19 protein-coding genes are annotated in these 18,979 nt (G+C 63.2%); 7 read left to right on the plus strand and 12 right to left on the minus strand.

Annotated features, from left to right (window positions below; genetic code table 11):
• Nucleotides 1-50: 50 nt before the first annotated feature.
• On the plus strand, nucleotides 51-1,382 hold the full coding sequence (locus ACMHLQ_RS13730) for a mechanosensitive ion channel family protein (protein WP_415401219.1): 1,332 nt from the start codon (nucleotides 51-53) through the stop codon (nucleotides 1,380-1,382).
• A complete protein-coding gene (locus ACMHLQ_RS13735; protein WP_415401220.1) occupies nucleotides 1,379-2,557 on the plus strand; it encodes a TIGR03862 family flavoprotein in 1,179 nt (392 codons plus the stop codon). The genes ACMHLQ_RS13730 and ACMHLQ_RS13735 overlap by 4 nt, the downstream gene beginning before the upstream one ends.
• Here the strand turns inward: ACMHLQ_RS13735 and ACMHLQ_RS13740 are convergent.
• Nucleotides 2,554-3,144, minus strand: coding sequence for a glutathione S-transferase family protein (locus ACMHLQ_RS13740; RefSeq protein WP_415401221.1), 591 nt, complete (start codon nucleotides 3,142-3,144; stop codon nucleotides 2,554-2,556). The two genes, ACMHLQ_RS13735 and ACMHLQ_RS13740, sit on opposite strands and share 4 nt — an antisense overlap.
• A gap of 130 nt (nucleotides 3,145-3,274) precedes the next feature.
• On the opposite strand from ACMHLQ_RS13740, the gene ACMHLQ_RS13745 reads away from it, so the two are divergent.
• Entirely contained in the window at nucleotides 3,275-3,721 is a 447-nt protein-coding gene (locus tag ACMHLQ_RS13745) for a GFA family protein (protein ID WP_415401223.1), read from the plus strand.
• 33 nt (nucleotides 3,722-3,754) lie between these two features.
• Here ACMHLQ_RS13745 and holA read toward each other — a convergent pair whose 3' ends face one another.
• The 4 genes from holA to ACMHLQ_RS13765 all read right to left on the minus strand — a co-directional run bounded on the left by holA (nucleotide 3,755) and on the right by ACMHLQ_RS13765 (nucleotide 8,372).
• On the minus strand, nucleotides 3,755-4,756 hold the full coding sequence (gene holA / locus ACMHLQ_RS13750; RefSeq protein WP_415401224.1) for a DNA polymerase III subunit delta: 1,002 nt from the start codon (nucleotides 4,754-4,756) through the stop codon (nucleotides 3,755-3,757).
• A complete protein-coding gene (gene lptE, locus ACMHLQ_RS13755) occupies nucleotides 4,753-5,220 on the minus strand; it encodes an LPS assembly lipoprotein LptE (RefSeq protein WP_415401225.1) in 468 nt (155 codons plus the stop codon). Before lptE ends, holA begins: the two co-directional genes overlap by 4 nt.
• A 7-nt stretch (nucleotides 5,221-5,227) precedes the next feature.
• Nucleotides 5,228-7,780 (minus strand): leucine--tRNA ligase, encoded by a 2,553-nt coding sequence (leuS, locus tag ACMHLQ_RS13760; protein ID WP_415401226.1) that lies wholly within the window; start codon nucleotides 7,778-7,780, stop codon nucleotides 5,228-5,230.
• Between the two features lie 88 nt (nucleotides 7,781-7,868).
• Entirely contained in the window at nucleotides 7,869-8,372 is a 504-nt protein-coding gene (locus ACMHLQ_RS13765; protein ID WP_415401227.1) for a DUF3576 domain-containing protein, read from the minus strand.
• Between the two features lie 249 nt (nucleotides 8,373-8,621).
• On the opposite strand from ACMHLQ_RS13765, the gene ACMHLQ_RS13770 reads away from it, so the two are divergent.
• Both ACMHLQ_RS13770 and ACMHLQ_RS13775 read left to right on the plus strand, forming a co-directional pair.
• The gene (locus ACMHLQ_RS13770) at nucleotides 8,622-9,608 is read left to right on the plus strand and encodes a porin (protein WP_415401228.1); all 987 of its coding nucleotides are present in this window, start codon (nucleotides 8,622-8,624) and stop codon (nucleotides 9,606-9,608) included.
• A 104-nt stretch (nucleotides 9,609-9,712) separates the two neighbouring features.
• On the plus strand, nucleotides 9,713-10,372 hold the full coding sequence (locus tag ACMHLQ_RS13775) for a YggS family pyridoxal phosphate-dependent enzyme (RefSeq protein WP_415401229.1): 660 nt from the start codon (nucleotides 9,713-9,715) through the stop codon (nucleotides 10,370-10,372).
• A gap of 34 nt (nucleotides 10,373-10,406) precedes the next feature.
• On the opposite strand, the gene ACMHLQ_RS13780 is transcribed toward ACMHLQ_RS13775, so the two are convergent.
• Complete coding sequence (locus tag ACMHLQ_RS13780) at nucleotides 10,407-10,886, minus strand: L,D-transpeptidase family protein (RefSeq protein ID WP_415405285.1); 480 nt, start codon at nucleotides 10,884-10,886, stop codon at nucleotides 10,407-10,409.
• A gap of 11 nt (nucleotides 10,887-10,897) precedes the next feature.
• Complete coding sequence (ribA, locus tag ACMHLQ_RS13785) at nucleotides 10,898-11,986, minus strand: GTP cyclohydrolase II (protein ID WP_415405286.1); 1,089 nt, start codon at nucleotides 11,984-11,986, stop codon at nucleotides 10,898-10,900.
• Nucleotides 11,987-12,149: 163 nt separating this feature from the next.
• Between ribA and ACMHLQ_RS13790 the strand changes: the two genes are divergently transcribed.
• Nucleotides 12,150-12,836: a response regulator transcription factor gene (locus ACMHLQ_RS13790; protein WP_415401230.1), complete on the plus strand. Its 687-nt coding sequence runs from the start codon at nucleotides 12,150-12,152 to the stop codon at nucleotides 12,834-12,836.
• 237 nt (nucleotides 12,837-13,073) lie between these two features.
• Nucleotides 13,074-13,802 carry an SDR family oxidoreductase gene (locus ACMHLQ_RS13795; RefSeq protein ID WP_415401231.1) on the plus strand — a complete coding sequence of 243 codons (729 nt, stop codon included), beginning with the start codon at nucleotides 13,074-13,076 and terminating at the stop codon, nucleotides 13,800-13,802.
• A gap of 12 nt (nucleotides 13,803-13,814) precedes the next feature.
• On the opposite strand, the gene ACMHLQ_RS13800 is transcribed toward ACMHLQ_RS13795, so the two are convergent.
• From ACMHLQ_RS13800 to ACMHLQ_RS13820, 5 genes are read right to left on the minus strand one after another with little or no spacing between them, the layout of a single operon-like run.
• The gene (locus ACMHLQ_RS13800) at nucleotides 13,815-14,801 is read right to left on the minus strand and encodes a zinc-dependent alcohol dehydrogenase family protein (RefSeq protein WP_415401232.1); all 987 of its coding nucleotides are present in this window, start codon (nucleotides 14,799-14,801) and stop codon (nucleotides 13,815-13,817) included.
• Nucleotides 14,802-14,841: 40 nt separating this feature from the next.
• Nucleotides 14,842-15,858 carry a carbohydrate kinase family protein gene (locus tag ACMHLQ_RS13805; RefSeq protein WP_415401233.1) on the minus strand — a complete coding sequence of 339 codons (1,017 nt, stop codon included), beginning with the start codon at nucleotides 15,856-15,858 and terminating at the stop codon, nucleotides 14,842-14,844.
• A 3-nt stretch (nucleotides 15,859-15,861) separates the two neighbouring features.
• Complete coding sequence (locus ACMHLQ_RS13810) at nucleotides 15,862-17,022, minus strand: Gfo/Idh/MocA family protein (protein ID WP_415401234.1); 1,161 nt, start codon at nucleotides 17,020-17,022, stop codon at nucleotides 15,862-15,864.
• Entirely contained in the window at nucleotides 17,019-17,849 is an 831-nt protein-coding gene (locus ACMHLQ_RS13815; RefSeq protein ID WP_415401235.1) for a class I fructose-bisphosphate aldolase, read from the minus strand. Before ACMHLQ_RS13815 ends, ACMHLQ_RS13810 begins: the two co-directional genes overlap by 4 nt.
• 33 nt (nucleotides 17,850-17,882) lie before the next feature.
• Nucleotides 17,883-18,977: an ABC transporter ATP-binding protein gene (locus ACMHLQ_RS13820; protein WP_415401236.1), complete on the minus strand. Its 1,095-nt coding sequence runs from the start codon at nucleotides 18,975-18,977 to the stop codon at nucleotides 17,883-17,885.
• Nucleotides 18,978-18,979: the final 2 nt, after the last annotated feature.

Consider the following 18,979-nt stretch of genomic DNA (forward strand, 5'->3'; position numbering starts at 1 on the left):
CGTGCGTCATGACATTTGACGCGGCAGGTGCGTGAGGCAAGGGGTGCGCGGTGGAGTTTGATCTGGAGAGCCAGCCGGAGATTGTGCAGACAATCGTTGGCTACGGCCAACAGGGCTGGGACCTGGCGATGAGCTGGCTGCTCAGCCCCGCAGCGTGGTCGCAATTCGGGCTGCTGCTGGTGGCCTATCTCGCCGCCGTGCTGGTCACGCGCCGCCTGCAGCCGACCCTGCAACGCCTGCTCGATCCCGGCGAAAACGACAGCATCATCGCCAAGGCGCGCCGCTTCGTGGCGCAATTCCTGCCGCTGCTGCTGCCCTTGCTGGCCTATGTCTTCACCGGCATCGGCGAAAGCGTCGTGCGCTCGATCTTTGACAGTGGCGCGGTGATCGCGTTCGGCAAACGGGTGTTCCTGTTCCTCGCCGTGCGGGCGATGGTGCGCGATATCGTCAGCGATCCGTTCCTGAAACTGCTCGGGCGCTATGTGCTGCTGCCGATTGCAGGCCTTTATGCGCTGGGGCTGCTGGAACCGGTCGCCACGCGGCTTGAGGCGACAATCGTGCCGCTGGGCAACCTGTCCTTCAACCTGCTGTGGCTGATCCAGTTTGTCGTGGTGGGCGGTGTGATTTTCTGGCTCGGGCAGTGGTCCAACAGCCAGTCCACCGACTTTATCCAGAAACAGGAAGACATGCGCCCGTCGCTGCGCCAACTGGTGGCCAAGGCGATCGAGTTCACGATCTTTGCCGTCGCCTTCCTCGTGCTGATGAACATCATGGGGATCAACCTGTCGGCTTTGGCCGTGCTGGGCGGTGCCATCGGTGTGGGGCTTGGTTTTGGCCTGCAAAAGATCGCATCGAACTTCATCTCAGGCGTCATTCTTCTGGTCGAGGGGCAGGCGACCGTCGGCGACTATGTCGAACTCGACGGGGGCGAGGCGGGCACCATCGTCAAGATGACGGCGCGCGCGGCCATCCTCGAAACCTACGATGGCCGCTGGATCGTTGTCCCGAACGAGGATTTCATCACAACCCGTGTGGTGAACTATTCCGACAGCGGTTCGGCCAACCGCTACGAGGCGCCGTTTTCCGTCAGCTACGACACTGACATCAACGCGATCCCCGCGATGATCGAGGCGGCAGTGGCCAAACACCCCGAGGTGCTGGATGCGCCCTATCCGCCGGATTGCGAGCTGCGCGGGTTTGGCGACAGCGGCATCGATTTCGCGGTGGAGTTCTGGGTCAACGGCATTGATGACGGGCCGAACAAATACACGTCCGACGTGCTGTTCCTGATCTGGAACGCGCTCAAGGAAAACGACATCACCATCCCCTACCCACATCGCACTGTCGAGTTGACGGGCGAATTGCGCACGCGCGCCGAATGAGCCGCGTTGGCGTCATCGGTGGCGGCCCCGCCGGGTTGGCCGCTGCCGAAGTCATGGCCGAAGCCGGGCTGAGCGTGACGGTCTATGACGCCAAGCCATCGCTTGGGCGCAAGTTCCTGATGGCGGGCAAATCCGGTCTGAACGTGACCAAGGCCGAAGCGCTGGCCGACATGCTGCCCCACTACACGGACGCGGCCCCGCACCTTGCACCTTGCATCGCCGGGTTTGACAGCGCTGCAATCGTGGACTGGGCCAACGGGTTGGGCCAGGAGGTGTTTCAGGGATCCACGGGCCGTGTCTTTCCCAAGGCGATGAAGGCGTCGCCGCTGCTGCGCGCATGGCTGGCGCGGCTCGAGGCGCTGGGCGTGGAACGCCGCACCCGTTGGCGATGGATGGGATGGGACGGGCAGGCTTTGACCTTTGACACGCCCGAGGGTCCGCAAACTGTCCCGCACGAGGCCTGTGTTCTGGCCATGGGCGGCGCAAGCTGGGCGCGCCTTGGCTCGGACGGGGCTTGGGCGGACATGTTGCGCTCTGCCGGTGTCGACATCGCTTCTTTCGCCCCGGCAAATGCCGCCATTGCCGTTTCGTGGTCCGAACACATGTGGCGCCATCGCGGACAGCCGCTGAAAGGCGTGGCGTGGCGCGCGGGGCCCTACCGGTCGCGGGGTGAAGCGGTGATTTCGCAACGCGGGCTTGAGGGCGGCGGCATCTATTCCGTGTCGCGCGGTGTGCGCGAGGGCGCGCCGCTCTACGTCGATCTGCTGCCCGACCTCAGCGTGGACGATGTTGCCGCGCGTCTCGGCAAGCCGCGCGGCAAGGCGAGTTTCTCGAACCACCTGCGCAAGGCGCTCAAGTTCGACCCGCTCAAGATCGCGCTGGCGCAGGAATGGGGCCGTCCGTGGCCGGACAGCGATGTGGCCACCGCCCGCAGGCTCAAAAAGCTGAATGTCGGCCATGACGGTCTGCGCCCGATGGACGAGGCGATTTCGACAGCCGGGGGCGTGCCCTTTGCAGCCCTCGATGCCGATCTGATGCTGCGGGCCAAACCGGGTGTGTTCTGCGCGGGCGAGATGCTGGATTGGGAGGCGCCCACAGGGGGCTACCTGCTGACCGCCTGCTTTGCGACCGGTCGTCAGGCGGGGCAGGGCGTTGTCGATTTCCTCAGGGCTTAGCGCGCGGCCGCCGCGCGAAAGGCCGGGCGGGCACGCAAGCGTTTGGAATAGGCTTTGACTGGTTCGGGCAACTCCGGGAACTGCGCCCCAAAGGCCCAGCCGAAACAGTGCACGGCAAGGATGTCCGGCACGGTGATCTCGTCGCCCATGATGAAATCGCCCGATGCCTCGAGGAACCCCGCGAACTTGTCGGTGTTCCGCGCAAACTCCTTGTGCAGGGTGGGTTTGATATCGGGCACCCGCAGCTTTTCCGGCAAGGCAAAGCTGTGCTTGGTGTTGGTCCACAAGGCCGCGTCCAACTCGTCAATCAGCCACAGGGTCATGGCGTCCTGCCGGGCGCGCGCCGGGGTGCCTGCGGGGGCGGTCAGACCAGCATGCTTGTCCGCCAGATAGGTCATGATCGCCACGCTGTCCGTCAGCACGTCATCACCGTCGATCAGTGCGGGGATCTTGCCCAGGGCGTTGTATTGGCGCGCAATGTCCGACTGCGGTGTCGCCTCGACCAACGTGTAGGGCTGGCCCAGCTCTTCCAGCGTCCACATGACGCGCATTGCCCGGCTTTTAACGGTTCCGATGACTTTGTACATGTGGCCTCCTGTCGGTTGCGCGAAGGATTGCAAGCCCTGTCACCACACGCAACCGCAATCGGGCTCCTGTCATAAAATGGCAGTACTCCTTGCTAGCACGCAACCAGTCATTTTTATCGGAGTACGCCTCATGCCCCATACCGGATCCTGCGTCTGCGGCGCGGTACAGTTTTCCATCACCACCCCCGTCACCGAAACCGGCGCGTGCCATTGCGGGATGTGCCGCAAGTGGTCGGGCGGCGTGTTCATGTCCGTCGCCGTGCCCAAGGACGGGATGGAGATCACGGGCGCCGACAACCTGACCGCCTATGCTTCGTCCCCTTGGGCCGAGCGTGTGTTCTGCAAGACCTGCGGCAGCAGCCTGTTCTACAGGGTCACCGCTCAAGGGCCGATGGAAGGAGAGATGCATGTGGGCCTCGGCACCCTCAACGATGTGGCGGGCATCCCGTTCAACGGCGAACTCTACATCGACCTCAAACCCGACGCCTACGCATTTGCCGGGGGCGAGGCCCGCAGGCAAATGACCGAGGCGCAGGTGAACGAGATGTTTGCCGAACACACGCCGGACGGGACGTAATCTGCAATCCGGTGCGGTGGCGCGGATTGCTCCTTAGCGCCGCGCCAGCATCGCCAGCCGGATAAATGTACGCTCCACCAGCGCAAGGGCGGGCGCGTGTTGCCCGGCCGAGCGCAGTTGCAGATCGGTGTCGGTCAGCTCTGTCAGCGCCTGTTCCAGCTTGATCGGTCCCCATGCGCGGGCCTGCGCCGCCATCTTGTCGCGGTTCGGCCCCCATATCTGCGCACGGCCCGACGTGTCGGTGGCCGCGCGGTGCAGGGTGCGGAAATGGCGCATGGCCCCGATGCACAGGGACACGGCGTTGACCCCCTGCGCCTGCAGGCGCTGCATGACGGGGCCAATCGCTGCGGCCTGCCCATCCCCCACGACCAGCAGCACATCGTCCACATCCGCCTCGATCGAGGCGGGGGCACAGGCGGCAATATCCTCGGCACTCAGGGGGGTGTCATCGTTCAGCTTGTAGAGCCCGATCTTGGTCAGTGTCTGGCGAAAATCACCGGGCTCCAGATCGCGGGCCAGATCCATCAGGACATGCATTGCCTCTTGCGGCGGGTTCTGGATGCCAGCGGCGTGCAGGTCACGTTCGATCTCGTCTCGCGTGGGGGGCGTGTCGTAGATACCGGCGGCATAGGCCTGCCCATGCCCCTCGAACGCCTTGCGCATCTTCGAGGTGGGCTTGAGCGCACCCGCGGTGACGATGATCTGGGCATCGCCGGGTTGCCAGCCGTCCAGCGCGTCGGTGACAATCGGGCCAACGGTCTCGTTCGCGTCCTCGACAAGGGCCACGCGCGGGCCCGGGAAAAACCCGATGGCCTTGACCGCGTCCTGCAACAGCGCAGGTTCGCGCCGCAACTCGGCCCCCGAAATGCGGGTCAGGCGCATTTCCTCTTCGCCCGCTGGGCCGATCAACCTGGCCACGACCTCTTGCCGCTTGAGGGCGATACGCATCGCGTCCGCGCCATAGATCAACAGGCCAGCGGCCTCCGGATCCGGCTTGGCAAAATAGCCGTTGGCCTGACCGGTCGACAGTTTCACAAGGCGCTTGCCTGCAACTGCAACACGATCTCGTCCGCAAGGATGGTCATCAGACGCTCTTGGGCATCGCGCTGTGCGGCCAGTGTGGCAACAGTCGTGCCCGTGGCGGAATAGCCGACAAAGTTGTCTACCGTGTCGGATCGCACAACGGCCCCGGTGGCCATTTCGGTCAGCGTATATGTGGCGTCGCCAATCATGTGGAACCGCCGGATATCGCCGTCCGAGTCGATGGCGCGCGCCTCGCGGCCCACGTTCAGGTCAACGGCCAGGGTGTAGGCGGGATCGCCCGCACGGCCCAGCCGCTCTTCCAGACGTTGCACCAGCAGGAAACCATCCCGGTCAATCGGGCGATCCACCTGTACCCGGTTTTGCAGCTGCGTTCCCGCACCGCCGGGGCCGTAGACGGGCGTGAACCCGCAGGCAGCAAGCGCGAGGCACAGCAGGGCGGATTTGAACCAGTGCATGTTGTTCCTATACCACGATGTTGACGATCCGACCGGGGACGACGATCACCTTTTTCGGTGTGCCCCCCTCGAGCGATCTGACCACAGCTTCGTGCGCGAGCGCCTGTTTTTCAACCTCTGCCTTGTCCATGTCCGCAGGCACGACAAGTTCGCCGCGGCGTTTGCCGTTGATCTGGATGGGCAGGGTGACCGTGTCGGACACCAGCATCGTCTCGTCCGCCTGCGGCCAGGGCGCGGTTGTGACCAGCCCTTCACCGCCCTGGTGCGCCCAGATATCCTCGGCCAGATGCGGGGTCATCGGGGCCATGAGTTGTGCGAGCGTCATGATCGCCGCGCGCTGGGCCGCATACCCCGCCTTAGATTTCTGCAAGGTCGCGGTAAAGGCATAAAGCTTGGCAATCGCCGCGTTGAAACCAAAGGATTCCACGCCCAGTGTCACGTCATTGATGGTCTTGTGCATGGCGCGCAGCAGGTCGTCATCGCCGTTGCCCGGCGCGTCCTTGTCCATGGCACCAATCCGGTCGCACAGGTTCCAGACACGGGTGAGGTGCTTGTAGGCCGCCTCGGCTCCGCTGGCGGTCCACTCCACATCCCGTTCGGGCGGGCTGTCGGACAGCACGAACCAGCGCGCGGTGTCGGCGCCGTAGCTAGCGATGATGCCCAGCGGGTCCACCACGTTCTTTTTCGATTTCGACATCTTGGCGGATGGAATCACCTCGACCGGTGCGCCGCTTGCGCCCAGGCGTGCGCCCGACTCGGTCCACTCGATATCCTCGGGCAGGTGATAGACGGGGCGGTCGCGCTCATCCCGCGTCACGTAAATCTCGTGTGTGACCATCCCTTGGGTGAACAGCGCATCAAATGGCTCTTCGCAGCCTTGCGGCAGGTGGCCCGTGATCCGCATCGCCCGCGCAAAAAAGCGGGAATAAAGCAGATGCAGGATCGCGTGTTCGATGCCGCCGATGTACTGGTCCACATTCATCCAGTACGCCGCATCGTCCAGATCGGTGGGCGTGTCGGCATGTGGCGCGGTGAAACGCGCAAAGTACCATGACGAGTCCACGAACGTGTCCATCGTGTCCGTCTCGCGCCGGGCGGGCTTGCCGCAGGACGGGCAGGGCACATCGCGCCACGTCGGGTGCCGATCCAGCGGGTTGCCCGGAATGTCAAAGCTGACATCGTCTGGCAGGACCACTGGCAGGTTTTCCTTTTTCTCGGGCACCACGCCGCAATCGTCACAGTGGACAACGGGAATGGGGCAGCCCCAATAGCGCTGGCGGCTCAGGCCCCAGTCGCGCAGGCGGTACTGCGTCTGCCCTTTGCCCAGGCCGTGCGCCTCGAAATAGTCGATTGTGGCGTCGATGCCGTCCTGGCTTGTCGCCTGGGTGATACCGGCAAAGTGGTCGATATAGACAACCTTCTCGGTCTTGGTGGGCACAAGCGCTTCGTTTGCGACATCCGTGTCATCGCCGGGCATGTGAAACGCATTCTGCACGGGCAGATCATATTTGCGGGCGAAATCAAGGTCGCGTTGATCATGGGCGGGGCAGCCAAAGACTGCGCCTGTGCCGTAATCCATCAGGACAAAATTGCCGATCCAGACGGGCAGCTCGCGGTCTGCATAGACCGGGTGCTTGACGCGAATGCCGGTGTCGACGCCCTTCTTTTCGGCCTTCTCCATGGCCGCCTCGGTGGTGTCCATCTTGCGACACTCTTCGACAAAGGCGGCAAGGTCGGGATTGTCCGCCTCGAGCCCCTTGGCGACCGGATGGTCAGGCGAGACGGCGATGAACGAGGCACCGCGCATGGTGTCGGGCCGGGTCGAATAGCACAGGATCGTGCCATCCCCGTCCGTGCGGACAAAGGGGATGTCGATGCCGCGGCTCTCTCCGATCCAGTTGTCCTGCATCAGGCGCACCTTGGCGGGCCAGTTGTCCAAACCGTCGAGGGCGGATTTCAACTCTCCCGCCATGTCGCTGATTTTAAAGAACCATTGCGTCAGCTCGCGCCGTTCGACCTCGGCCCCGGATCGCCAGCCCTTGCCGTCGATCACCTGTTCATTGGCCAGCACGGTCATATCAACCGGGTCCCAGTTCACCTGCGCGTTCTTGCGATAGACCAGCCCGGCCGCGAGCATGTCGAGGAAGAGGGCCTGTTGTTGGCCGTAGTATTCAGGGTCGCACGTGGCGAACTCACGTGACCAGTCGATGGACAGGCCCAGCGGTTTCATCTGGCCGCGCATGTCGGCGATGTTGTCGTAGGTCCAGGTCTTGGGGTGGCCACCAATGGCCATGGCCGCGTTTTCGGCCGGCATCCCGAATGCGTCCCAACCCATGGGGTGCAGCACGTGGTGCCCGGTCGACATCTTGTAGCGCGCGATCACGTCGCCCATCGTGTAGTTGCGCACATGGCCCATGTGGATGCGCCCCGAGGGATAGGGGAACATCTCGAGCACATAGTACTTCGGCTTGTCGGCGCTGGCGGTGGCACGGAAAATGCCGGCCTCGTCCCAGGCGGCCTGCCAGCGGGCTTCGATTTCGGACGGGGTGTAGGTGGCCATGATGGACTATCCTGGTCTTGGACATGAAAACGCCGGGCTGTTGGACCCGGCGCATGTCTTAGTGTGGAATGAAAAGCGCGGAAAGGGCCTAGAGGCGGTTGTCTGCGATACGTAGCTGACGCGCGCGCGTCAGAATGGCGTCTTCGACGGCGCGTACGGTGGCCGCACTGGCCGGGCCGTTGCGGGTCTGAAGCGCCACGTTGAGCGACCGGGCATCAAGTGCGGGGTCACTGATCAGCACAGTCGCGCGATAGGCGCGCCCGCCGCCGGGCGGGGTGCCATAGCCGGTCACGATGACGCCCGTGAACGGATCGACAGACTGGATCGGCAGGAAATCGAGAACCTGCAGGGACGAAGACCAGATGTACCTGTTGACCTTGACGATGGATTCCTGATTGCGCCGCGCCCGCAGGGCTTCGCCAAGCGTGGTGCCACCGACACCTTCGCGGCTGCGCTGAATCTCGGGGTCGAAAAGGTCTTCGTCATCCGATGCCGTAGGCGTGAATGTCTGGCCGCACCCGGCCAGGAAAATCGCGCAGCACAACAGGGCAATCCGCCCGCTAAACCGCTCTGAAGACTTCGAGACGCCCATATACTTGCCCTACCACGCTTGGTTCCGACCCTCTGATAGACAACTTGAATTGCCCCCGCAAGCCGCTGGTATCGTGCAGGGCACAGGCTGCGCCCGTGGCAACTGTGGCAAAGCTGCACCAACCATGTCGGAATTATGTCCCAGTTTCATGCGTTGCTTGAGATGGGGGGCCAAATAGGTGACACAGCGCTCATCCCCTCGCCGGATTCCCCGGTTAGGGCGTGTGAATTGAAAACCGAGGGAAAACTCATGAAAAAAGTTCTCTTCGCTACTACTGCTCTGGTCGCCACCGCTGGCATGGCCGCAGCAGATGTTAGCTTTGGCGGCTATGGCCGTTTTGGCCTGATCTACAACGACGGCGCAGCAGACGAAACATCCATCGAGCAGCGTTTCCGCCTGAACATCACAGGTACAACAGAATCCGACAACGGTCTGCAGTTCGGTGCGCGTGCGCGTATCGAAACAAACGACGGTGCGGACTCCGACGTGCGCGCGGCTGAATTCAACGTTGAATCCGGCGGCTTCCGTCTGGACGTTGGTAACACATCCGACGTGATCGACTCCGGCGACGTGCTGAACTACTACGGCTACGGTGTTGGTCTGACAGCGATCGTCGAAACATCGACAGGCTTCGGTCTGCCAGCAAGCGGCATCTCCGGTGCTGACGATGTGCCTGCGACAATCAAACTGCGTTACACTTCCGGCGGTTTCACTGTTGCAGCATCGGTTACAGACGACCGTGACGTGACAAGCCAAGCAATCGCAAACCCTGCCGGTGGTGCTGGCACCATCACAGACACAACAGTGTCGCGTGAAGAGTGGCAAGTTGGCGTCGGCTACAGCTTTGGCAACTACAACGTTGGCCTGGCATTCGGTAACGAAGACGTCACAACAACAACAGTTGTAAACGCAGCCGCTGCAACGACTGCAAATGCTGACAACGACTTCTGGGCCCTGGGCTTCGACGGCGAGATCGGCGCATTTGCATTCACAGTGCTGATCGCAGACACAGACGCACGTCCCGACACAGCTTACGGTGTTTCGGCGAAGTATGACGTTGGCGCGGCTACCGAAATCCGTTTCGCGTACTCGGACAACGGTGACGGCACCAACAACTCCGACGCATACGGCATCGGCTTCCGCCACTCGCTGGGCGGCGGTGTTTCGCTGCAAGGCGGCGTGGGTGAAGTTGCCGGTAACACGGTTGCTGACCTGGGTGTGATCTTCAACTTCTAAGTTGAAGCACATCTGACGATTTGGGGCAGGCCTTTGGTCTGCCCCTTTTCTTTTGTGTGCCCCTCATGTTTTGTGCGGATGCACCCACATGCAAGGTACAGCACATGTCCCTGACAGATATCATCGCACAGATTGCCAAGGCCGAAGCCAAGGCAGACCGTCCCGCAGGGTCAGTCCAGCTGATCGCGGTCAGCAAGGTGCAACCGGCCGAACGGGTCGACGCCGTGTTGAAGGAAGGCCACCGCCTGTTTGGCGAGAACCGCGTTCAGGAAGCGGCAGACAAGTGGCCCGCATTCCGCGAGACATACGGCTCTGTCGATGTGCATCTGATCGGTCCGTTGCAAACCAACAAGACACGCCAGGCGATGGAGCTGTTTCAGGCCATCCATTCCGTTGACCGGCCAAAGCTGGCCAACACCCTGGCCCGGCTGGTCCAGGACCTTGGCCATTGCCCGGAACTGTTCATCCAGGTCAACACCGGGGAAGAGCAGCAGAAAGCAGGCGTTCTGCCCAACGAAACAGACGGCTTTGTCGCCTTTTGCCGGTCGCTCGACCTGCCGATTGCTGGTCTCATGTGCATCCCGCCGGTGGACGAAGAACCATCGCTGCACTTCGCGCTTCTCAAGAAACTCGCGGATCGCAACGGGGTGACCGGCCTGTCCATGGGGATGAGCGGTGATTTCGAATCCGCCATTGCGCTTGGCGCCACCCATGTGCGCGTCGGGTCCGCGATTTTCGGGGCCCGCACAGGCGGTACAGCCTGAGGACTGCGAAGGCTGTTCCGGGCGAGCCGGGCAGCTAGCGCACGATCAGCCGTGTTTGAAAACGAATGCGCGGCGCGATCCAAGCCAGATCCGTCGGGCGCAATCCAATGCAACCTTCCGTCGGATAGCCCGGCCTGCGCCAGCGGTGGACAAAGATCGCCGATCCACGCCCCGGCACCGCATAGGGCCAGTTCCAATCGGTCAGGATCACCAGATCATATAGCGGGTCGGCCCGGCGCAGGGCCTCATGGCTGTGAGGGTATGGAGCCCGTGCCATGTGATTGTAATCCTCGGCCCGAGGATCGTCCGACCAGACATCGCCGGGCCGGATCGGTACGGCCCAATCAGCCGGGCGCGCAATGCGGTCGGGACGGTAAAGCATTCCGACGATCCTGTGCACGCCGGTCGGCGTCGCCCCATCCCCTTCGCGCTTCTTCCCGGACACCCCGCCGCGTCCAATCGAACAGGGAAACATCCGCCCGGCAAATCGCAAACCCTGCGGGCAAAGCACCATGTCATGTGATTTCACAGCAGATGCCCCGACTTGGCGGCCTTGGTCGCGAGGTAATCCTGGTTGAACCGGTTCTCGCCGACCTTCAGTGGTACGCGTTCCGCGACCGCCACACCGCTGGCCTCCATCATCGCGACCTTCTTGGGGTTGTTCGTCAGCAGGCGCACGGCGGTGAACCCCATGGATTTCAGGATGTCGGATCCGATCCTGAAATCCCGCTCATCATCCTCAAAGCCGAGGCGGTGATTGGCCTCCACCGTGTCAAAGCCCTGATCCTGCAATGCATAGGCGCGCATCTTGTTGGCAAGGCCAATGCCGCGCCCCTCCTGGTTGAGATACAAGAGCACACCCGCCCCCTCGGCCCCCATCTGGGCCAGTGCACCCCGCAATTGCGGGCCGCAGTCGCATTTCAAGCTGCCCAGCACGTCGCCGGTGAAACAGGCCGAATGCAGACGGGCGAGTACAGGTGCCGTGCGGTCGGGGCGCCCGATCTCGATGGCGTAATGTTCCTCTCCACCATCTTCGGGGCGGTAGACGTGCAAACGGCCCGCCTCTGCCGCCTCAATTGGCAAGCGGGCCTGCACGACCGGGTGCAGCGCGTTTTGTGCCAGCAACAGCGGTTCTGCCAAGGCCAAGGGCACGGCTGTCAGCCCGTTCCGGGCGGCAAATGCCAACCCGTCGGCCACGTCCACGCACAGGCACGCAGGCAGCAGCCGGGCCGACTTGCACAACTGCAACGCGGCGCGATGAGGGGCTGCATCGCCGTCCCGGGCCGAGTTCAGGGGCCCCTTCATCGGCGTGGCAAGGTCATCGGCGGGATCGGCCAGCGCCTGCAACCATCCCAGCGCCACCTCATCCGGCACAAGGATACGCGCCACATCCCCGTCATAGGCCCGCGCCTTGAGGGTCTGCGCGCGCCACCCGGTCAGGGCCAGCACCGGCGTGCCGCCAAGGGCGCGGATTGCCGCCAGCCGTTCGGGCGAAACGGTCTCCACCGCGACGGCCAGCACCGAAACCGGCCCTGTCAGCACGATGGGCACACCCATCCGCAGGTCCGCGCGGGCGCGCGCCAGGGTTTCGATGATGTCGGGGGCCAGGCCCATGTTACAGAAATCCATGTATCGCTCTGCCCGACATAAGCAAATCGGCCCCGAATTGAAACATTTGCCGCGCAGCCGACACATGGGCGTGAAAAAAACCCGCAAAACTTGCCCATCAGGCCCCGGCCCCTCATCTATGCTGCAACACGAAAGGGAGACGAGACCCATGGCACAACTCAAGAAAATCCTGCTGGTCGATGATGACGAGGATCTGCGCGAGGCGCTGAGCGAACAGTTGATCATGACCGAAGACTTCGACGTCTTCGAGGCAGGCAATGGCCAGGACGCGCTGGTCAAGGCCAAGGAAGCGATCTACGACCTCGTCATCCTCGACGTGGGCCTGCCTGATACGGATGGGCGCGAACTGTGCCGCGTGATGCGCAAACAGGGGGTCAAATCGCCGATCCTGATGCTGACCGGTCACGACACCGACGCCGACACGATCCTGGGCCTTGATGCCGGTGCGAATGACTACGTGTCCAAGCCGTTCAAATTCCCGGTCCTTCTGGCCCGCATCCGCGCCCAGTTGCGTCAGCACGAACAGTCCGAAGACGCGGTGTTCACCCTTGGGCCATACACGTTCAAACCCAGCGTGAAGATGCTGATCACCGAGGACGACAAGAAAATCCGCCTAACCGAGAAAGAGACGAACATTCTCAAGTTCCTCTACCGCTCGACCGAAGGCGTGGTGGCGCGCGATGTGCTGCTGCACGAGGTCTGGGGCTACAACGCGGGCGTCACGACCCACACGCTGGAAACGCATATCTACCGCCTGCGCCAGAAGATCGAACCCGATCCCTCGAACGCGCGGCTTCTGGTCACCGAATCCGGTGGCTACCGCCTGATGGCCTGACATTGATCTGGGTCAATGCGCATACCCTTGCGTATGGCCTAGGTTGGCACAACGCCCGCGCATGTCGGGGCCGCGATGCGGCGCACATGCACCTCCCTGTTGGACTTGCCCGGGCCTGTGTGCCCGGGTTTTTTTGTACAGGGCACGCCCGCCCGTTACGACCAAACAGCATATCCCCAACACTGCCCTGCTGTTATGCTGACCAGATCGCGAGGCACACGGGGCGGAGGGTGAAACATGCAAGGGCTGGACAAGGGGGCGATCCTGGTTACGGGCGCAAGCGGCGGCATCGGCGGCACAACCGTGCGCCATCTTGTCGAGGCCGGGGCCGACGTGATCGCGAGCGGGCGCAATACGGATGCGCTTGACGCGCTGGCAAAAGACACCGGCTGCCGCACGCTGCCTTTCGATCTGACGGACGAGGAAAGCGTGAAAGGCGCCTTGGACGGGCTCGACCTGTACGGGGTCGTCAACTGCGGTGGTTTCGGGGGTGAGATCGCAACGCCGATGGACACCGACATTTCCGTCTTTGACAAGGTGATGTCGATCAACGCGCGCGGCGCCTTGCTGGTTACCAAATATGCCTCGCAATCCATGATCCGGCTGGGCAAGGGCGGTGCCATCGTCAACGTGTCCAGCCAGGCGGGTCTCGTGGCGCTCAGGGGGCATATCTCTTACGGCGCATCCAAGGCGGCGCTGGACAACATCACACGGGTGTCCGCACTTGAGCTTGGACCCCACAACATCCGGGTGAATGGTGTGCATCCCACGGTCGTCATGACGCCCATGTCAGCCTGGTACTGGGGGCGGCCAGAGATCGAAAAACCGTTCCTTGAAACCATGCCGCTGGGCCGCTGGGCGACCGAAGACGAGATCGCGGCGCCCATTGTCTTTCTGCTCAGCGATGCGGCGTCGATGATTTCCGGCGTCGCGCTGCCCATTGATGGTGGGTTTACCGCAGTCTGAGGGCCGGGCAGATCAGGGCACCACGATGGCGCGCACCTCTCCGGGTCGTGGTGGGTTGGCAATCGCCTCTGGCGTTTCAGACAACGATATCGTGCGCGAAATCAGCGGCTTCACATCAATCTCGCCCTTGGCAACCATCTGCGCGGCGCGCTCATGGGTGAACGGATTCAGAAAACTGAAATGCATCTGGATTTCCCGAAACAGCAGATCGAACGGCTTGATCGCGACTGTCTCGCCATCGGGTAGAACGCCAAGGATCACGATGCGCCCGCCCGTCCGGGTCAGGGCCGGTGACATCTCGACCGTTGCGGCAACGCCTGCGCATTCGATCACCAGATCGGCACCCTCTGGCCACTGATCCAGCACATCCTGCGCCGTGCCTGCGACCCGGGCTGCACCAACCGATTGGCCAAGGTCCTGCTTGGCCGCGCTGCGGGTCAGCAGCATGACATCCGCTCCCGCGCTCCGCGCCAGTTGAACAGCCAATAGCCCGATGACCCCTCCACCGATGATCAGCACCCGTTCGCCAGGGCGCGCCTGCCCAAGGTCCATGCCGTGCAACGTACAGGCCAGCGGCTCGCAGAACGCGCCAAAAAGCGGATCGAGGTCCGCTGGCAAAACATGTGCCTTATGTGCGGGAAAGGCGCAGTATTCCGCGAAACCGCCATCGCGCCCGATCCCGGTGGCCAGGTTGTTCTCGCACAGATTGACCCGTCCCTTGCGGCACTGCGCGCAGGCGCCGCACCAGGTGTTGGGATCGCATGTCACACGGGTGCCCACGGCGATGTCAGAGGTGCCCGCATCAACGACGATGCCGGAAAACTCATGGCCCAGTGTCGTGCCCGGCACGGATGGGAACTCTCCCTTGAACAGGTGCCGGTCGGTTCCGCAAATGCCGGCAGCCTCCACTTGCACAAGGATGTCGCCGGGGCCGGGCTCCGGCTTGGGGATGTCGACGGTGCGGATGTCTGCGACATCAAACAGGCGGCTTGCTTGCATATTGTGACCCCGTTTTCTGTGACGCTTTATGGGGCGTCTCTTACATCTTGTCTGGTTCTGGCCGTTCAACGTCCAGCCTGTGCAGCGGCGGAATGGCGGACGTCGCCGTCATGCCCTTTAACGACGCTGCGGCCACGCGGGTTGCCAAGGCCAGCGCGTCCTTGGGCGGCCATCCCTCGTGAATTGCATATAGCAGCCCGGCGCAAAACGCGTCACCCGCCCCGAGGTGACTGGCGATCTCCTCCGCCGCAACGGGGGTGACCTCCGTAACTGTTTGTGTCCCGTCTGTCCCGCACCAGACCACACGTTCGGCACTGTGTAGGATCGCGGCCCTGCGCACGCCTTTGGCCAGCAAGTGCTGTCCCATCTGCACCAGTGTGTCAGGCGCGGTGATATGCGACGGATCAGCGGCGTGGCCCGTGGCCCGCGCGGCTTCGACCTCGTTCAGGATCAGGTAGTCGATGAACGGCGCTGCCGCCGTCACGATCTGCTCGAACGCCGGATGGTGGATCGAGACAAGATCGACTGCCGTGATCAGCCCCGCCTTTTGCGCCCGCTCCAGCACGCGGGCGGCATCCGTCGCGCCGTCATCCGCAATGTGGTCCAGATCACCTAGCAGCGTGAGGTAGCCTAGATAGAACAGCCGCGCCTGCGTCTGTGCAAATGTCCCGACCGGAAAATCGGCGACACTCAGGGCGTCATTCGCGCCCCCCTGGTAAAAGAACGTGCGGCTTTGCCCGGCGACAGACATCACATGGGTATGCGCTGTGGCCACACCCGCCTTGGTCGTCATCTGCGTGACGGGCAGGCACAGTTCGCGGCACGCGTCGAGGATGTAGGCCCCGTGGGCATCGTCCCCGACCGCCCCCATCGGCCACAGGGGCAGACCCGTTTGCAACCTGGCCAGGGCCGAGATGACATTTGCTGCCCCGCCGCCCATGCCGCGCGTCTGCGCGCCGATGCGCACCAGATCGCTTTCGCCCGGCCAGCGGTCGATGTCATGGACAAGATCGACGATCCAGTTGCCTGCGCAGATGATGCCGGACCGGTTCGCCATCGCTCAGGGCCCGCTCTGCCCGCGGGTGTAGACCACGTCTTCCACGCTGTGGCGGCTGCCCGCGGTCAGGGCGGCCGTCAGAATGGCGTGATGGTCCGCCGCCTCTTGCGGGGTGACACAGCCGAACCCCTTGGCATCGCCCCCCGCCAACTCGTCGAGATAGGCCGCCCACATCTGCTGCATCGCGTCAGGAAAGCCGAATTCGAAGATACCGCCGGTGATCGCCGGGAACAGGGATTGAAAACCGAGGTCCTCGACCTGCCAGACCTGCGCGCCGCCGGAATACTCCATCCACTGCCACTGCCGTGGGGATTGGGTGGAGAAATACGCGCTCTTGCGGGTGCCCAGAACACGAATGCTCCAGGTGTTGGAATGGCCCGGCGCGATGCGCCACGTCTTGAGGACCAGGGGAAACCCGCCGCCCGCGTCCTCCACATGCCCGGTGATCGTGGCATTGTCCCACGTCTCGCACGGCACCGTTCCGCCACGCCCATCCGGTCGCGTTCGGAACCGGTTCACCAGCGTGGCCGAGACACGCGCGGGCCGCCAGCCCAGCCGCAAGGGGACGTGCAGCACATGCATGCCCAGATCGCCCATGCACCCGTAGGCCCCGTTCACATCGACCATGCGTTTCCAGTTGATCGGCTTGTCCGGGTTCAGGTCCGAGGAATGCAGAAAGGCGGCTTCGACCTCGATGATCTCGCCCAGATCCCCGCCGCGTGCGAGGTCGATGACCTTCTGAGCGCCGGGAAAGTAAGGCATCTCGGACGAACAGCGCACCAACAGCTCGGGATGGGCGTCGATGGCCGCCTGAATGCGCGCATTGGCAGCAGCATCAATGCCAAAGGGCTTTTCCCCGAACAGATGTTTGCCCGCCGCAAGGATATCCGGATACATCTGATCGTGCAGGTTGTGGGGCACCGCGCAATAGACGGCCTCGACCGCGTCAGAGGCAAGCAAGGCCCGGTAGTCGTCCGTCACCAGATCGACCGACGGGACGTTGGCCGAAAACCAGTCGGTCAGTGCCGGGTTTAGATCGCACACCGCCACGATCTCGGGGCGGGCCTTGGTGTCATTCAGATGCAACCAGCGCGCCGCCGCCGAGGCGAATTCGCGCCCCATCAGACCGGCCCCGATCACGCCGAATTTGACCGTGCGGGTCATGCAGTCATCGCCAGGGCATCCGCGACCGATGCACCGTCATGGACCACGGTCATGAGGGCGCGGGTCATGCCAGCGGGATTGGCATGGTGGATGACGTTGCGCCCATAGACGATCCCCTTGGCGCCTTGCGCCATCAGGGCTGCGGTGCGCGTCAGGATCTCTTCATCCGACACCTTGCCGCCGCCGCGCACCAGCACGGGAATGCCCTGGGCGATCTCGATGACCCGGTGGTACTCACTGACGTCATCACACGGATCGGCCTTGATGATATCGGCACCCAGCTCCACCGCCTGACGGATCAGGGGCAGGATCTTGTCGATGTCCCCGTCCACCATGTACCCGCCGCCCGCCTTGGCGTTGTCCTGCATCACCAACGGCTCGATCATCAGCGGCATGCCCGACAGCTCGCAGTCGCGTTTCAGCCGGTTGATGTTGTGAATGCACGCCTGATGCACCTCGGGTTGGTCGGGCAGCATCAACAGGTTCACCACCACACAGGCCGCGTCCAGCATCACACCCTGCGTCACCGCGTCTGCGATGACTTCGGAAAACAGGGTGCGCGGCAGCGGGGTGCCGTAGACGTTGGCAATGTCCGTGCGCAAGACGAGGGCCGGGCGGTCCTTGCCAGGGATGGCTTGCAGGATGGGGGCCGTGCCCGGGGGCAGTTGAATGGCATCCGGCGCGGCGGCCGCGACCGTTGCGATGGCGCTGTGCATGTCCTCGATACCGCCAAGAAACGAACGCTCGTTGAACATGCCGTGGTCGATTGCGACGTCAAAACAGTGGCCGGATGTTCCGAACAGACGGTTCATGCGTGCTGATTTCATCTCGTGAGACCCCCAAGGCCATTTGTGTTCCTGTTACTGTGCCGGGCGAATGCGCTGCCCGCTGCCTGTCTCGAAAAAACAGGCGCTGTCGGGATCAAAGGCGATCCCGGCCATGCTGCCGGCCCGGATGTCAAAGTCCTTGGGCATCTTGGCGACCAGCGACTTGTGCCCCGTGCGGAACGTGACCAGCGATTGATCGCCCGTCATTTCCAGCGTAAACACCTCGGCGTCCATCTGACCCGCACCGGCATCCACCACGGTGCAGTCTTCGGGCCGGAACCCCAGCGTCACGTCACCGGAGGCGGCAAAGCTGGCACAGGGCAGCGAGATACCGGGGCCCGTGAACACGCCATCCCTGATCGCACCATCGACAAAGTTCATCGGGGGCGAGCCCATGAACCCCGCCACGAACAGGTTCGCGGGGTCGGAATACACCTCTTTCGGGGTGCCGAGCTGTTGCAGCTCTCCGTCTTTCATGATGGCGACGCGATGGGCGAGGGTCATGGCCTCGATCTGGTCGTGGGTGACGTAGATCGTGGTGATGCCCAGCGTGTTCTGCATGTGCTTGAGTTCGGCGCGCATGTTGCCGCGCAGCTTGGCATCCAGGTTCGACAGCGGCTCGTCCATCAAAAAGACGGATGGGCGGCGCACGATGGCACGCGCCAGGGCAACGCGCTGCCGTTGACCGCCTGACAATTGCCCCGGCAGGCGATCCAGCAATTCTTCCAACTCGACCTGCGCGGCGGCGGCACGGATCGTGGCTTCCATCTCGGGCTTGGGCACCTTGGCGACCTTGAGGGGAAAGCCGATGTTTTCGCCCACGGTCTTGTGCGGATAAAGCGCGTAGGATTGGAACACCATCGCGATATCGCGGTACTTGGGCAGTACCTCGGTCACGTCGCTGTCGCCGATCATCAGCGTGCCGCTCGATATGCTCTCCAGCCCTGCGATCATCCGCAGCGCGGTGGACTTGCCGCAGCCCGACGGGCCCAGCAGCACCAGGAACTCACCGGGATCGACATCCAGCGACAGGTCCTTGAGCGCGTGAAAGCCGCCGTAGTACTTGTTCATCTTCTGAACGGAAATACCCTTGGCCGCCGCCTTCATGTCTGTGGATTGCGTGTTCATCT

Source organism: Tateyamaria algicola (genome assembly GCF_047715485.1).
Lineage (GTDB): Bacteria > Pseudomonadota > Alphaproteobacteria > Rhodobacterales > Rhodobacteraceae > Tateyamaria.